Below are 13,279 nucleotides of genomic sequence, written 5' to 3' on the forward strand. Positions count from 1 at the left end.
TTTCGGGAATAATTTGTATGGCCTTATAGGGTGGAAAAGCGATAGCGCCATCCATCCTGTAAAGGCCTTTTTCTTCGAGGAATGATGATGAAACGCGTTTGTTTACTGATTACGGGATTGCTGCTGAGCGCTAACGTACTGGCTGACAGTTGCGATAACGAAACATCTCAGGCCGGGCTGAATGAGTGTTATGGCAAAGAATTTAAGAAGCAGGATGATTTGCTCAACCACGCTTATCAGCAGGCGATGAAACTCGCCACCGACACCCAGAAAACACAGTTAAAAGCAGCGCAAAATGCGTGGATTGCTTTTCGCGATGCCGATTGCGCGTTTTTAACTTCAGGGGCTGATGGCGCATCTGTCGCGCCAATGGTGCACGCCCAGTGTATGACGGACAAAACCCGCGAGCGCACTGAGCTGCTGAAAAGCACGCTGCAATGCGAAGAAGGTGATGTCAGCTGTGTTTTCCATTCAAGCCCGAATTAACGCACCCGAATCCCTTCAATAATCATCCGCTGCACGTTCTCGACCGTGCGGCGGAAAAATTCTTCGTCTTGTAAATTGCTCCCTGCCACCGCTTCAACCTGGCTGGCAAAGTCGGCGTAGTGTTGCGTCGTCGCCCACAGCATGAAAATCAGATGGTGTGGATCAACCGCCGCCAGTTTCCCGCTTTCTACCCAACCGGCAATGATCGCCGATTTCTCATCGACCAGCGACTTCAAATCGCCGCTCAACTCTGCTTTCAACAACGGCGCACCTTGCAACATTTCCAGGCAGAACAAGCGTGAGGCTTGCGGATAATCACGGGAAACTTCCAGCTTCAAACGGATATATTCGCCGATCGCCACCAGCGGCTGTAAATCTTCACGAAAGGCGCGCAACGGGGCGAGCCAGATATCCAGAATCTGTTTAAGCACCGCAACATAGAGCGCTTCTTTTGAGGGGTAATAATAGAGAAGGTTAGTTTTAGAAACTTCAGCTCGTTCCGCCACCTGTTCAATACTGGTGCCGTGAATGCCGTATTGTGAGAAAAACTCCAGCCCTGCCGCCAGAATAGCCTGCTTTTTCGCCGCTACTGCGCGAACACGCCGCCCGGTCTCTTTCGTTGCTGCCGCACCTTGTGCCATGCGCTCTCTCCATGCCGTTTTGCCCGACAGCATAACAAAACCTACCTGCGACAACGATCAGTTTGCACGTCATTTGCACCCTGAAAGCGCAATGGCGCCTGTTTTTTGTGCACTCATTTTGACCAAACAGTCTGATTTTAACGCATCAAAAATAGAAACCTATATTCAACATTATGATAACAAACCAATTTACCAACCTGGCATCCGGCTTGCAAAGACACAAATGACAAATCAATACCCATTAGCATTCGAGTTGCAGCAAGGCGCAAGGACGATTGTCCCCAGGAGCTTACTTGAGTTAGTGACTGGGGCTAGCGTCTGCAGCCAACGCCGCTGCGGCTTGAAGGATGATGGGTATACCACCTGTGATGAGAGGCCTGAGATGAAAATTGGTGTATTCGTCCCTATCGGTAACAACGGCTGGTTAATTTCCACTACCGCGCCGCAATACATGCCCACTTTTGAGCTGAACAAAGCGATTGTGCAACAGGCGGAGTACTACGATCTCGACTTTGCCCTCTCAATGATCAAGCTGCGCGGTTTTGGCGGCAAAACAGAATTCTGGGATCACAACCTGGAGTCGTTCAGCCTGATGGCAGGTCTTGCTGCCGTCACCTCACGCATTCAAATCTATGCTACCGCCGCCACGCTGACGTTGCCCCCCGCCATTGTGGCGCGAATGGCATCGACCATTGACTCCATTGCCCCAGGGCGTTTTGGCGTCAATCTGGTGACCGGCTGGCAAAAACCGGAATACGAGCAAATGGGGATCTGGCCGGGTGACGAATACTTCGCACGTCGCTACGACTACCTTGCCGAATACGCTACGGTGCTGCGTGATTTGTGGGGAACCGGACACAGCGATTTAAAAGGCGAGTTCTTCACTATGAATGACTGCCGTTTAAGCCCGCGCCCGGCCAAAGCGGTAAAAATGATCTGTGCCGGACAAAGTGACGCCGGAATGGCGTTCTCTGCCGAATACGCTGACTACAACTTCTGCTTTGGCAAAGGTGTCAATACGCCGACCGCTTTCGCCCCCACCGCCGCACGCATGGTTGAAGCCGCCGAAAAAACCGGTCGCGAAGTCGGTTCCTACGTGCTGTTTATGATTATTGCCGATGAAACCGACGAAGCCGCACGCGCCAGGTGGGAACACTACAAAGCCGGGGCTGACGAAGAAGCGCTGGCGTGGTTAACCGAACAAAGCCAGAAAGACACCCGTTCTGGTGCTGACACCAACGTGCGCCAGATGGCGGATCCCACCTCGGCGGTGAATATCAATATGGGCACCTTAGTGGGTTCTTACGCCACCGTTGCCCGACTGCTGGATGAAGTGGCCACCGTGCCAGGCGCAGAAGGAGTCTTACTGACTTTCGATGATTTTTTAGTGGGCATCGAAGCGTTTGGTGAAAAAATCCAGCCGCTAATGCAGTCGCGCGCTCACCTTTCACCTTCAACGCGTGAGGTGGCGTGATGAGGAAAATAACGCTCGAGGCGCGCCCCGAAGCGATGAGTTTCAGCGTTGAACAAACCGCGCTGATCGTCGTCGATATGCAAAACGCCTATGCCAGCAAAGGCGGTTATCTCGACTTAGCCGGATTTGATGTTTCGGCTACCCAACCGGTGATTGAAAATATCAAAACCGCCGTGGCCGCCGCGCGCCAGGCGGGCATGCTGATTGTCTGGTTCCAGAACGGCTGGGACAGCGAATACGTTGAAGCGGGCGGGCCTGGCTCGCCTAACTTCCATAAATCTAACGCACTGAAAACCATGCGTAAGCAACCAGAACTACAGGGAACACTGCTGGCAAAAGGCAGCTGGGATTACCAACTGGTGGATGAACTGGTGCCGCAGGCGGGCGACATTGTGTTACCCAAACCTCGTTACAGCGGTTTCTTTAACACGCCATTGGATAGCCTGCTGCGCTCACGCGGCATTCGCCACCTGGTCTTTACTGGTATCGCCACCAATGTCTGCGTGGAATCGACGCTACGCGACGGCTTTTTCCTTGAATATTTTGGTGTGGTACTCGCCGATGCCACCCACCAGGCGGGGCCAGCTTTTGCGCAGCAGGCCGCATTATTCAATATCGAAACGTTCTTTGGATGGGTCAGCGATGTCGGCACATTTTGCCAGGCATTGCAGCCACAATCCCTTGCCCGAATTGCCTGAACAGGAGAAAAACGATGCCGAAATCAGTGATTATCCCCCAGCAACCAGCACGCCTATCGCCCCGTTTGTACCCGGTACGCTGGCTGATGGTGTGGTGTATGTTTCCGGCACCCTGCCGTTCGATAAGCAGAATAATGTGGTGTATGTCGGTGATGCCAAAGCCCAAACCCGCCATGTGCTGGAAACCATTAAGTCAGTGATTGAAACCGCTGGCGGCACCATGGATGACGTGACGTTTAATTCGATTTTTATTACTGACTGGACGAATTACGTCGCCATCAACGAAGTGTATGCCGAGTTTTTCCCCGGCGACAAACCAGCACGATTTTGTATCCAGTGTGGTCTGGTCAAACCGGACGCACTGGTCGAAATCGCCACCGTCGCCCATGTAGGGAAATAGCCTATGCAGATTGAACTGGCTCGCGCGCCCTTCCCTGGCGCGCCTGTATTACTGCTGGTTGCCGGGCTGGGAGGCAGCGGCAGTTACTGGCTGCCACAACGTGCGGCACTGGCCGAGCACTACCAACTGGTGGTGTATGACCAGCGCGGTACGGGGGCCAATCAGCAACCGCTACCTGCTGATTACTCGCTTGCGGATATGGCGCAGGAGATCCACAGCGCCATGTTGCATCACGGCATCGAACATTACTGCGTACTCGGGCATGCATTGGGCGGGCTGGTTGCCATGCAGCTGGCACTGGATTACCCGACTGCCATTGATGCACTGGCGGTGATCAACGGCTGGTTGCAGCTCAACGCCCACACGCGGCGCTGTTTTGCAGTGCGTGAAACGCTGCTGCGCGATAGCGGCCCCGCCGCCTATTTGCAGGCTCAACCGCTGTTTCTCTATCCGGCAGACTGGATGGCCGCCCATCAACCACAGCTGGAAGCTGAAGAAGCCCTGCACAACGCACATTTTCAGGGGCAAGAGAACCTCACCCGCCGCCTGAATGCGTTAAAAACCGCCGATTTTTACACCACCGCCGCCAACATCCGTCAGCCAGTGCTGGTGATTTGTTCCCGCGACGACTTGCTGGTGCCGTGGAATTGCTCGCAGCAGTTGCATCATGCGCTGCCGCATAGCGTGCTGGAAATCCTGCCGTGGGGCGGGCATGCCTGCAACGTCACCGCCGCCAGTGAATTTAACCCGATGCTGATTGCGGCACTTGCCGCGCTGCTCACCACCGAATCCGCTTCGCATAAGGAAATTGTATGACTCAAGCCATCACCTCCGAAGCACTGGAAACCTTGTTCACTGGCGCACGAACCCACAGCGCGTGGCTCGATAAACCGGTGAGCGATACCCAACTTAGCGAAATTTACCATCTGCTGCGGCTTGGCCCGACGTCCGCCAACTGCTCGCCCGCGCGCTTTTTGTTTGTGCGCAGCAGTGATGCCAAAGCCCGCCTGAAACCGGCGTTGTCATCAGGCAATATCGACAAAACCATGAGTGCCCCCGTTACCGCCATCGTGGCGTGGGACCCGGCATTCTATGAGCAGTTGCCCACACTGTTCCCTTACGCCGATGCCCGCGCGTGGTTTACCTCAAGCCCGGAACTGGCTGAAGAAACCGCCTTTCGTAACAGCTCGATGCAGGCGGCGTACCTGATTGCCGCCTGTCGTGCGCTCGGTTTAGACACCGGGCCGATGTCTGGCTTTGAGCGTGAAAAGGTCGATGCGGAATTTTTTAGCGCGAACGGCTGGAAAAGCAATTTGCTGATTAACATCGGTTATGGCGACCCGGCAAAAGCCCATACCCGCTTGCCACGTTTAGCCTTTGACACGGCCTGTAGCCTGGCCTGAGGAATGAATATGGTCGAAAAATAAGTCTTTCGCGATGCGATGTCTTGCCTGGGGGCAGCGGTGAATATCGTCACCACCGATGGCCCGGCGGGACGCGCCGGATTTACCGCCTCGGCGGTGTGCAGCGTTACCGACGACCCGCCGACGCTGCTGGTTTGTCTTAACCGTAGCGCCTCCGTGTGGCCCATTTTCAGCCGCAACCAGGCGTTGTGCGTCAACACATTAGCCGCCGGACATGAAGCCCTCTCAAATTTATTTGGCGGCAAAACGGCCATGACCGAGCGTTTCTCCGCTGCTCGCTGGCACCACGGTGCCACTGGCTGCCCGCAGTTGGAAGGGGCCATTGTCTCGTTCGACTGCCGCATCAGCCAGGTGGTGGGGGTCGGCACTCATGACATTTTATTTTGCGAATTAGTAGCTCTTGAACGTAACGACGATACCCATGGCCTGGTGTGGTTTGACCGTGGCTACCACCAACTGATGCGGCCTGCCTGTTAGCCGAAACAACACTCTGCTGGAGAGACTTATGGCGAATACCTGGTTTCCAAAATGGCATAAAAAATCTGCGGTAACGGAAGGCGGTGTCATAGCACCCGATGAAACTCTGCCGCTCGGCCAGACGCTGGTGATGGGTGTGCAGCACGCGGTGGCGATGTTTGGTGCCACGGTGTTAATGCCACTGTTAATGGGGCTTGATCCTAATTTGTCGATTTTGATGTCGGGCGTCGGCACCCTACTGTTCTTCCTGGTGACCGGTGGACGGGTGCCGAGTTATTTAGGTTCAAGTGCCGCGTTTGTCGGCGTGGTAATTGCGGTCACCGGGTTTAATGGCCAGGGGCTGAACCCACATTTGAGCGTGGCACTCGGCGGTATTATCGCCTGTGGACTGGTGTACACCTTAATTGGTTTTGTGGTGATGAAAGCCGGAACACGCTGGATTGAACGGTTAATGCCGCCAGTGGTGACCGGTGCAGTAGTGATGGCAATCGGCCTGAATCTGGCGCCGATTGCCGTGCGCGGCGTGTCGGCCAGCAGTTTTGATAGCTGGATGGCGGTCATGACAGTGCTGTGCATCGGCCTGGTGGCGGTGTTTACGCGCGGCATGATTCAGCGCCTGCTGATACTGATTGGCTTGATCCTCGCTTGCGTCATTTACGCGGTGCTGGCAAATGGTTTTGGCTTTGGCAAACCGGTGGATTTTGCGTTGCTCAGTCGTGCTGCCTGGTTTGGCATACCGCAAATCACCACACCAACATTTAACGCGCAGGCGATGATGTTGATTGCGCCCGTGGCGGTGATTTTGGTCGCAGAAAACCTCGGCCATTTAAAAGCCGTCGCCGGAATGACGGGGAAAAATATGGACCCGTACATTGGCAAAGCGTTTGTTGGCGATGGCCTGGCGACTATGCTTTCAGGTTCGGTGGGTGGTAGCGGCGTGACCACCTACGCGGAGAATATCGGCGTCATGGCGGTGACCAAAGTCTACTCAACACTGGTGTTTGTCGCCGCCTCTGGCATCGCCATGTTACTGGGTTTCTCGCCAAAGTTTGGCGCGTTGATTCACACCATTCCCGCAGCAGTTATCGGTGGGACATCCATCGTGGTGTTTGGTTTGATTGCCGTGGCGGGTGCCAGAATTTGGGTACAGCATCACGTTGATTTAAGCCAGAACGGCAACTTGATTATGGTGGCAGTGACACTGGTTTTAGGCGCGGGCGATTTTGCCTTAACGCTGGGAGGCTTCACGTTAGGTGGCATCGGGACGGCGACGTTTGGCGCCATTATTCTTAATGCCATTTTGAGCCGCCGCCCACAGATTGTCAGCGACAGCGCCGCACTGCCTCAGGATTCCTGACGTTGTCATTCATTCTCAGGCACCGCCAGCGGTGCCGCTTTCTTACGCTGAAGCTTGCGTTTGAGTTTCAGCTCACTAACCAGAACGCCCAGCACAATCAACGCGCCGCCCAGTAACGCCAGCACCGGTAATCGCTCGCCGGCTAAGCGCCCAAAAATCCCCGCCCATACTGGCTCGCCGGTATAAATAACCGTGGCGCGAGTCGGTGAAACGCTGCGCTGTGCCCAGTTCATTGTCACCTGAATAATGGCGCTGAATATCCCCAGCCCTAACGCAATCACCAGCAGACCAGGCGTGAAGGCAGGCACGCTTTCGCCCGCCGGGATCATGGTGGCAAACGCAACAATGGAGGCAGTGGCAAGCTGCACAATAGTTACGCGTTTTATGTCGACTTTACCGGCCCAGGCGCTAATCAGGATAATTTCAGCGGCAATCGCCAGCGCGCTGATTAGCGTGATGATTTCACCGGCTCCCAGCGTGAGCGATGTGCCGTCTGGCCCGGCGAGGAAAATCAGGCCGATAAAGGCAAGCCCAACACCAATCCAGGACATCATTCCCGGCATTTTACCCAGACAAATCCATTGCAACACCGGCACTAGCGGAACATACATCGCAGTGATAAAGGCCGATTTGCTGCTGGGAATGCTCTGCAGACCCCAAGTCTGCATGCTGTAACCGATAGCAATCGAAATACCAATAAACACCCCAGCTTTCACTTCAAGCCAGGTCAGTCCGCGTAACGTTTTCAACGACAGTAGCGCCACTGCCAGCGCTGCGGTGGCAAAGCGTAGACCGACAAAGAAGAACGGCCCACTCAGCGTCATGGCGTATTGCACCGCAAGAAACGTCCCACCCCAGAACATGGTGATGAGGATCAAAATGGCTTCTTGAGGTTTGATAGCAAGCGAGTAACGGCGCAATAAAGCAGACATGGAAATACCAGGAAATTCGAGCGTGACAAAGAAGGCCACTAGTTTGCGTGCAGGCGTTATGTGCTGCAATGGGAGTGAGAAAATAAAAACCGCCGGTCATAACCGGCGGTGGGGATGGCAATCAGCTATCTAAGAGGGAAAACAGATAACTTAGCGAATTGCGAAAGCCTGGCAGATTTACTTGCTGCTGCCTTTGCCGTGACTATTTTTGCCCCCTTTTTGGCCTGCTTCTGAGGCGCGTTGCGGGTCATTCTTGAAGTTCCCGCCACTATGCTGGCCACCTTTACGACCTGCTTCTGATGCTCTTTCACGGTCTTCAGCGAAATTACCTGAACCACCACGATGGTTTGCCATTTCTAACCTCCAGATTGGTGAAATAGTTAAGTCATCATATTGCATTCAGTCAAAGAGTAATCTTTCACCGCGCGGCTTCAAATGGACAACGTATTACCTGCCGCGTGGGGATAAGCTTAGTGCAGACTGGGTAATTCACCAGTTAACCGTAATATTTTGCAACATGTCATCGCCGGAATGGGTGATTTTTTTGCCGCTCAATCCATAAGATATTCTTATTTTTAATGAAATAGTCACCATATGAAAATGTGACGTAATGCGACATTCCTCCCGTTTGCATCGCAGATTGTTAAAGATCAACTAATTGGCACTCCGGTTTGCAGTTCCTGCCACAGCACATATCTTTAATTCAGTGCAGCAAACGCTGCGTCAAGACAGGAGTGATGCGAAATGGCTAAAGTTCTGGTGCTTTATTATTCAATGTATGGACACATCGAAACCATGGCACAAGCAGTGGCAGAGGGGGCGCAGAAAGTTGATGGTGCGGAAGTGACGGTAAAACGCGTCCCGGAAACCATGTCAGGAGAGGCTTTCTTAAAGGCTGGGGGTAAAACGCAACATGCTCCGCAAGCCACCCCACAAGAGCTTGCCGATTACGATGCTATCATTTTTGGCACCCCTACCCGCTTTGGCAATATGTCCGGCCAGATGCGCACCTTCCTCGATCAGACCGGCGGCCTTTGGGCATCAGGGGGTCTGCACGGCAAGCTTGCCAGCGTATTTAGCTCGACTGGCACCGGCGGCGGCCAGGAACACACCATTTCATCCACATGGACAACTCTTGCGCATCACGGGATGGTGATTGTCCCAATCGGTTACGCTGCGCAAGAATTGTTTGATGTTTCGCAGGTTCGCGGCGGTACGCCATATGGTGCCACAACGATTGCCGGTGCTGACGGTTCGCGCCAGCCAAGCCAGGAAGAGCTGTCGATTGCGCGTTACCAGGGCGAATACGTGGCAGGTTTAGCAGTTAAATTAAATGGTTAATGGAGGAGAACATGCAGAATCAACAATCCAAAGTTCATCATGTAGGTGAATGGGCCAGTTTGAGAAACACATCTCCTGAAATAGCAGAGGCTATTTTCGAAGTGGCAAAATACGACGAAAAAATGGCTGAGAAAATTTGGGAAAATGGTAGCGACGAGGTGCTGTCGCTGGCATTTGAAAGAACAGATAAAGACTCGCTGTTTTGGGGCGAGCAAACCATCGAGCGCAAGAACGTGTAGCCAGATTCCCCCGCTGGTGCGGGGGAGTTTATCCCTGATCTATTTCACCTGATTGACACTCTGCGCCAACACCTCAGTAAATTTATCCCACGGGCAAAAACCATTCGCATCCGTCGGGCAACCATTGAGTTGCAGCGTCACACGCTGTGGCGGTTGTTGCAGGCTTAACACCTCGGCTTTGCGTAATTGCTCGCTACTTTGATACACGTATTCCACCTTCATCAAATCACGATTGGTGTTGGCATCGTGCCAACGCTGGAACATGATTTTCCCACCAATAGGCGTGCGTTCATATTGTCCAGGCAATTGATAAGGTTTGAAATCCAGTGCCGTTAGCATGGAGGCAATATTAGAGTCATGCCCCACCAGCAAGGTGATTTTTGGCCCTTTTGCCGCCGAACCGGTGAAGGCTTTCTCGATATATTTAATCAACGGTGCCGCCACGTTGCGCGCGACTTGTGGTGAGGTAAACAAAGTATCCTGATAGCCATTTTTCAGCTGTGATAATACTCGCCATTGTTCAGCCGTTTTAATTTGCCCCCAGGCAACGTTATCCAGCGGGAAGCCTTCGTAATATTGCAGGGTAAAGGCATCAACTAGTGAATTACCCACTTTTAGCGGGCCACTCACACCCGGCTCTTCCTTCACATTGGCGCTAAATTTATCTTTCTCGGCGGTCAAATCGCACTGCTGTTTTTCTTTACAAGCCGGAGAGTCTTTGAAGCCGACGATCTGCTCAAGAAGCTGATAGCTGTCGTTAAGTTTGTAGTGCTCGCGTTGGGTTTCCATCGCCTGCAAGGCGGCTTGTTTAAATTCCGGTGAATCATTGGTAATGACAGGATTAAAGGTCGGGTCCATGGTGCCCATTTTTTCCTGATGATGGACAGGAATATCACAACCAGGAAACGCCCCCGTGATAAAGAACTGCGCAGTAGCAACGGTACGCTGCAAGCTGTTAGCGTAAGCGTACACGCTTTGTGGCGTTGGGCATTCGCCGCTTTTCACAAGTTCCTGCTCCGCCAGCCACTCGCGCATGTAATGCCCCATATACACTTCCAGCACGCCGCCTTTGGTGGTCAGCTGGCCGCCAGGAACATCCCATTGCGGCCAGGATTGCGCGGTGGACTGCTCCAGTACGCTGCCATTATTCGCCAGCGGTGCCCGCAAGTTATGGCGGCTCATTAATAACACTTGCTGGAGTTGGTAACCCTGCGGGGGAGTTTCGGCTTGCGCCAACGCAGGAGCGAAATAAGCCATTGCCAGTAAAACCGCTATCGTTTTTTTATTCATCCCTTAATCCTCAAGATGTTATTACACAAAAGCGCAGCATTCATTTTGGCAGAAAAAACCCAAATCGCCTTATGAGCCGATCGCAAAATGGGCAATGAAGAAAGGAAAACTACTCAGCCCAGAAAATAGGTTTTATAATAAAACTATCTGGCTGTTTGCCAATGGAGGATTTATGAAACGCAAAAGTATGGAAGGCAGTATCTGTCCGGTTGCCCGCTCGCTGGATATTATTGGCGACTGGTGGTCGCTGCTTATCGTGCGCGATGCTTTAAATGGCCTGACACGTTTTGGTGAGTTCCAGAAAAACCTCGGTATCGCCAAAAATATGCTCACGCAACGGCTTAAACAACTCGTGGAGCAGGATATTTTGACCGTGCGCCCGGCCGCTGACGGCAGCGCGTGGCATGAATATGTGTTGACGGAAAAGGGCCGTGCGCTGCAAACCGTGCTGGTCGCTCTGGCGCAATGGGGTGGCGATTATCTGTTTGATAGCCACGAAAAATGCAGTGTGCTGGTTGATGATGAACTCCATCAACCGCTGCGCAAATTGATGCTGCAAGCGCAGGATGGCCGTGTGCTGACACCCGCCGAGGTGGTTGCCCAGCGCCCGGATGTTGCGGTAGAGCCAACATAATGTCGAAAGACGCGGCATTTATCCGACCTGCCTGGGATGGATTAGCGTAAGCGACACCCACCCCTTCCCTTTTATTATCAATCTCTTAATCCTCCTGTAAGCATTCAATCTAATGCAGAAATAAAAAAAGACACGTAATTTGGTTGCATTATGAAACCACTCAAACTATTTTTAATGTAGTTTCATTATGAAACCAACTTACTTTCACCGACGAGGATTTACCATGAGCACTTCACCTTCTGTTGCAGTTATTACCGGCGCATCTTCTGGCATTGGCGCGGTTTATGCAGAGCGCTTCGCCGCTCGCGGATACGATCTGTTGTTGGTTGCGCGCCGCGAAGATCGCTTGCGTGAACTGGCCAGCAAACTGGAAGCGTTGCATGGGATTTCCGTTCAAACACTCCCCGCAGATCTTGCAGATGAAAGCGGTATTCAGGCAGTGGAAGAAGCGTTACGCAGTAACGAACGCATAGAAATATTAGTTAATAATGCCGGAACCGCGCATATCGCGCCGTTTACCGCCGGCAGCGCCGAGTTACATCAGGCGGACATTATGTTGAATATCACCGCGTTGACCCGCCTGAGCCTCGCCGCACTCGCCCGTTTTCAGGCACAAGATAGCGGCACCATTATTAACGTCGCGTCGGTGGTTTCATTGCATGCTCGCGCGGGTAGCGCGGTGTATAGCGGCACCAAAGGTTATGTGTTGAATTTCACCCGTGCTTTGCAAGAAGAAGTCGCTGGAAGTAACGTGCGTGTTCAGGCCATGTTGCCAGCAATAACCGCAACGGAAATTTGGGATGTCTCTGGTGTATCAATGGAAGACCTGCCACCTGCTGCCATCATGAGCGGCGAAAACCTGGTCGATGCTGCGTTACTGGGGCTGGATAAAGGTGAAGCGGTGACAATCCCTGCGCTCCACGATTTAACTCTTTGGGAAACTTACGAAAAAGCTCGTCTGGCTATTTTCGAAAGCTGTCTGACCGGCGTTCCCGCTCCGCGTTATCAGGAAAAATAAGCCCAAACGGCGGGATTCGTCCCGCTGTTTTGCCTACCTGATGTTTTGAATAATTGTGTAAAAGTCAGCTCGTTTAATTGAGGTTCAACAGCGATTGATATAATTAGTAACAACATTCACTGTTGCCAAAAAATGTCATGAAAATGTTTAATTACTCTGCTATCGCTGCACTGATGCTGATCCTGATGTTTTGGGGCGCACTCCTGCTTGATACCAACAACATTCTCCATCACCTTTCGGAAACGGTGCATTTGATCGAGAACATACTGAAAGTAGACCTGGATTAATCCCCCTCGACGTAAACGTTTTACTTCAGCATCTTGCTAACTCCCTTCTGGCTTTTCTCAATTCAATGGCTATTACGTTTTTTATTAAATGAATTAGTTGCAGCAAGCGGCTCTCTTTTTGATGAAAATACCTCCCTGCCAAAACGGAAATATCAATTTTTGCATTTTGAATCCCCGTACTGGCGCGATTCACCGATATTGAGGATTTACCATGAAAAAATCTCTATGGATGCTGCTTGCGTGTACCACTCTGATGACCGCTATTCCTGCACAGGCAACCGAGCAGGCCGGCCAACGCCGTGACGCGCGTGATTTGCGCCAGGACGTTCGTCAGGAATCACGCGAAGTTAAACAAGATTGCCGTAATGGTGTGTTCGGTAATGCCGATTGCCGCCAGGACCACCGCGAGAATAAGCAAGATGGCCGTGATGCCGCTCGCGATGTGAAGTACTGATTTCCTACCCGCACCGATTGAGTATTTATCGCAATGGCTAAGGTTTAGCCATTGCGAGTTCACAACTCCATAACACTCCGATTACCCTCCCAATTTCACCATGCTAGTCTGCGCCGATGTGCCTCTT

At 52.6% G+C, this 13,279-nt stretch carries 17 protein-coding genes and 1 pseudogene; 14 read left to right on the forward strand and 4 right to left on the reverse strand.

The window, feature by feature from the left end; translation table 11 throughout:
• Nucleotides 1-87: 87 nt before the first annotated feature.
• The gene (locus D8682_RS07185; protein WP_121813922.1) at nucleotides 88-486 is read left to right on the forward strand and encodes a lysozyme inhibitor LprI family protein; all 399 of its coding nucleotides are present in this window, start codon (nucleotides 88-90) and stop codon (nucleotides 484-486) included.
• Here D8682_RS07185 and rutR read toward each other — a convergent pair.
• Nucleotides 483-1,127, reverse strand: a complete 645-nt coding sequence (gene rutR / locus D8682_RS07190) for an HTH-type transcriptional regulator RutR (protein WP_121813923.1) — start codon at nucleotides 1,125-1,127, stop codon at nucleotides 483-485. The genes D8682_RS07185 and rutR overlap by 4 nt on opposite strands.
• Nucleotides 1,128-1,509: 382 nt before the next feature.
• Here rutR and rutA point away from each other — a divergent pair, with 382 nt between their 5' ends.
• The 7 genes and pseudogenes from rutA (at nucleotide 1,510) to rutG (ending at nucleotide 6,957) form a co-directional block, all read left to right on the forward strand.
• Entirely contained in the window at nucleotides 1,510-2,601 is a 1,092-nt protein-coding gene (gene rutA / locus D8682_RS07195) for a pyrimidine utilization protein A (protein ID WP_121815656.1), read from the forward strand.
• Nucleotides 2,601-3,299 carry a pyrimidine utilization protein B gene (gene rutB / locus D8682_RS07200; RefSeq protein ID WP_064548053.1) on the forward strand — a complete coding sequence of 233 codons (699 nt, stop codon included), beginning with the start codon at nucleotides 2,601-2,603 and terminating at the stop codon, nucleotides 3,297-3,299. The genes rutA and rutB overlap by 1 nt, the downstream gene beginning before the upstream one ends.
• Before the next feature lie 14 nt (nucleotides 3,300-3,313).
• Nucleotides 3,314-3,699: pseudogene (gene rutC, locus D8682_RS07205) on the forward strand (pyrimidine utilization protein C).
• A gap of 3 nt (nucleotides 3,700-3,702) precedes the next feature.
• Nucleotides 3,703-4,515: a pyrimidine utilization protein D gene (gene rutD / locus D8682_RS07210; RefSeq protein ID WP_064548057.1), complete on the forward strand. Its 813-nt coding sequence runs from the start codon at nucleotides 3,703-3,705 to the stop codon at nucleotides 4,513-4,515.
• Nucleotides 4,512-5,102 carry a malonic semialdehyde reductase gene (locus D8682_RS07215; protein ID WP_121813924.1) on the forward strand — a complete coding sequence of 197 codons (591 nt, stop codon included), beginning with the start codon at nucleotides 4,512-4,514 and terminating at the stop codon, nucleotides 5,100-5,102. Before rutD ends, D8682_RS07215 begins: the two co-directional genes overlap by 4 nt.
• A gap of 39 nt (nucleotides 5,103-5,141) precedes the next feature.
• Nucleotides 5,142-5,600 (forward strand): NADH-dependent FMN reductase RutF, encoded by a 459-nt coding sequence (gene rutF / locus D8682_RS07220; RefSeq protein ID WP_121813925.1) that lies wholly within the window; start codon nucleotides 5,142-5,144, stop codon nucleotides 5,598-5,600.
• 28 nt (nucleotides 5,601-5,628) lie between these two features.
• Nucleotides 5,629-6,957 carry a pyrimidine utilization transport protein G gene (gene rutG, locus D8682_RS07225; protein ID WP_121813926.1) on the forward strand — a complete coding sequence of 443 codons (1,329 nt, stop codon included), beginning with the start codon at nucleotides 5,629-5,631 and terminating at the stop codon, nucleotides 6,955-6,957.
• 5 nt (nucleotides 6,958-6,962) lie between these two features.
• Here rutG and D8682_RS07230 read toward each other — a convergent pair whose 3' ends face one another.
• Entirely contained in the window at nucleotides 6,963-7,889 is a 927-nt protein-coding gene (locus D8682_RS07230; protein ID WP_064548065.1) for a DMT family transporter, read from the reverse strand.
• Between the two features lie 177 nt (nucleotides 7,890-8,066).
• Nucleotides 8,067-8,243, reverse strand: coding sequence for a general stress protein (locus D8682_RS07235; RefSeq protein ID WP_034456279.1), 177 nt, complete (start codon nucleotides 8,241-8,243; stop codon nucleotides 8,067-8,069).
• A gap of 390 nt (nucleotides 8,244-8,633) precedes the next feature.
• Between D8682_RS07235 and wrbA the strand changes: the two genes are divergently transcribed.
• A complete protein-coding gene (wrbA, locus tag D8682_RS07240; RefSeq protein WP_064548067.1) occupies nucleotides 8,634-9,230 on the forward strand; it encodes an NAD(P)H:quinone oxidoreductase in 597 nt (198 codons plus the stop codon).
• A gap of 11 nt (nucleotides 9,231-9,241) precedes the next feature.
• Nucleotides 9,242-9,469, forward strand: coding sequence for a YccJ family protein (locus D8682_RS07245; protein ID WP_064548069.1), 228 nt, complete (start codon nucleotides 9,242-9,244; stop codon nucleotides 9,467-9,469).
• A gap of 39 nt (nucleotides 9,470-9,508) precedes the next feature.
• Here the strand turns inward: D8682_RS07245 and agp are convergent, their stop codons facing one another.
• Nucleotides 9,509-10,759 carry a bifunctional glucose-1-phosphatase/inositol phosphatase gene (agp, locus tag D8682_RS07250; protein ID WP_064548071.1) on the reverse strand — a complete coding sequence of 417 codons (1,251 nt, stop codon included), beginning with the start codon at nucleotides 10,757-10,759 and terminating at the stop codon, nucleotides 9,509-9,511.
• 172 nt (nucleotides 10,760-10,931) lie between these two features.
• Here agp and D8682_RS07255 point away from each other — a divergent pair, with 172 nt between their 5' ends.
• The 4 genes from D8682_RS07255 to D8682_RS07265 all read left to right on the forward strand — a co-directional run bounded on the left by D8682_RS07255 (nucleotide 10,932) and on the right by D8682_RS07265 (nucleotide 13,152).
• Nucleotides 10,932-11,393 (forward strand): helix-turn-helix domain-containing protein, encoded by a 462-nt coding sequence (locus tag D8682_RS07255; RefSeq protein ID WP_064548073.1) that lies wholly within the window; start codon nucleotides 10,932-10,934, stop codon nucleotides 11,391-11,393.
• A gap of 223 nt (nucleotides 11,394-11,616) precedes the next feature.
• Entirely contained in the window at nucleotides 11,617-12,411 is a 795-nt protein-coding gene (locus D8682_RS07260) for an SDR family oxidoreductase (RefSeq protein WP_121813927.1), read from the forward strand.
• A gap of 137 nt (nucleotides 12,412-12,548) precedes the next feature.
• Entirely contained in the window at nucleotides 12,549-12,698 is a 150-nt protein-coding gene (locus D8682_RS26705) for a hypothetical protein (protein ID WP_162302996.1), read from the forward strand.
• A gap of 211 nt (nucleotides 12,699-12,909) precedes the next feature.
• Nucleotides 12,910-13,152 carry a hypothetical protein gene (locus D8682_RS07265; RefSeq protein WP_064548077.1) on the forward strand — a complete coding sequence of 81 codons (243 nt, stop codon included), beginning with the start codon at nucleotides 12,910-12,912 and terminating at the stop codon, nucleotides 13,150-13,152.
• Nucleotides 13,153-13,279 lie beyond the last annotated feature (127 nt).

Source organism: Buttiauxella sp. 3AFRM03, assembly GCF_003675305.1.
Classification (GTDB): domain Bacteria; phylum Pseudomonadota; class Gammaproteobacteria; order Enterobacterales; family Enterobacteriaceae; genus Buttiauxella; species Buttiauxella ferragutiae.

Excerpts from the sequence above, each read along its gene's own strand:
- rutB (WP_064548053.1), top strand. The coding sequence starts at position 2,601 with ATGAGGAAAATAACGCTCGAGGCGCGCCCCGAAGCGATGAGTTTCAGC.
- rutA (WP_121815656.1), top strand. The coding sequence starts at position 1,510 with ATGAAAATTGGTGTATTCGTCCCTATCGGTAACAACGGCTGGTTAATT.
- D8682_RS07230 (WP_064548065.1), bottom strand. The coding sequence starts at position 7,889 with ATGTCTGCTTTATTGCGCCGTTACTCGCTTGCTATCAAACCTCAAGAA.
- D8682_RS07235 (WP_034456279.1), bottom strand. The coding sequence starts at position 8,243 with ATGGCAAACCATCGTGGTGGTTCAGGTAATTTCGCTGAAGACCGTGAA.
- agp (WP_064548071.1), bottom strand. The coding sequence starts at position 10,759 with ATGAATAAAAAAACGATAGCGGTTTTACTGGCAATGGCTTATTTCGCT.
- D8682_RS26705 (WP_162302996.1), top strand. The coding sequence starts at position 12,549 with ATGAAAATGTTTAATTACTCTGCTATCGCTGCACTGATGCTGATCCTG.
- D8682_RS07245 (WP_064548069.1), top strand. The coding sequence starts at position 9,242 with ATGCAGAATCAACAATCCAAAGTTCATCATGTAGGTGAATGGGCCAGT.
- rutR (WP_121813923.1), bottom strand. The coding sequence starts at position 1,127 with ATGGCACAAGGTGCGGCAGCAACGAAAGAGACCGGGCGGCGTGTTCGC.
- wrbA (WP_064548067.1), top strand. The coding sequence starts at position 8,634 with ATGGCTAAAGTTCTGGTGCTTTATTATTCAATGTATGGACACATCGAA.
- D8682_RS07185 (WP_121813922.1), top strand. The coding sequence starts at position 88 with ATGAAACGCGTTTGTTTACTGATTACGGGATTGCTGCTGAGCGCTAAC.
- rutF (WP_121813925.1), top strand. The coding sequence starts at position 5,142 with ATGTCTTGCCTGGGGGCAGCGGTGAATATCGTCACCACCGATGGCCCG.
- D8682_RS07255 (WP_064548073.1), top strand. The coding sequence starts at position 10,932 with ATGAAACGCAAAAGTATGGAAGGCAGTATCTGTCCGGTTGCCCGCTCG.
- D8682_RS07265 (WP_064548077.1), top strand. The coding sequence starts at position 12,910 with ATGAAAAAATCTCTATGGATGCTGCTTGCGTGTACCACTCTGATGACC.
- D8682_RS07260 (WP_121813927.1), top strand. The coding sequence starts at position 11,617 with ATGAGCACTTCACCTTCTGTTGCAGTTATTACCGGCGCATCTTCTGGC.
- rutG (WP_121813926.1), top strand. The coding sequence starts at position 5,629 with ATGGCGAATACCTGGTTTCCAAAATGGCATAAAAAATCTGCGGTAACG.
- rutD (WP_064548057.1), top strand. The coding sequence starts at position 3,703 with ATGCAGATTGAACTGGCTCGCGCGCCCTTCCCTGGCGCGCCTGTATTA.
- D8682_RS07215 (WP_121813924.1), top strand. The coding sequence starts at position 4,512 with ATGACTCAAGCCATCACCTCCGAAGCACTGGAAACCTTGTTCACTGGC.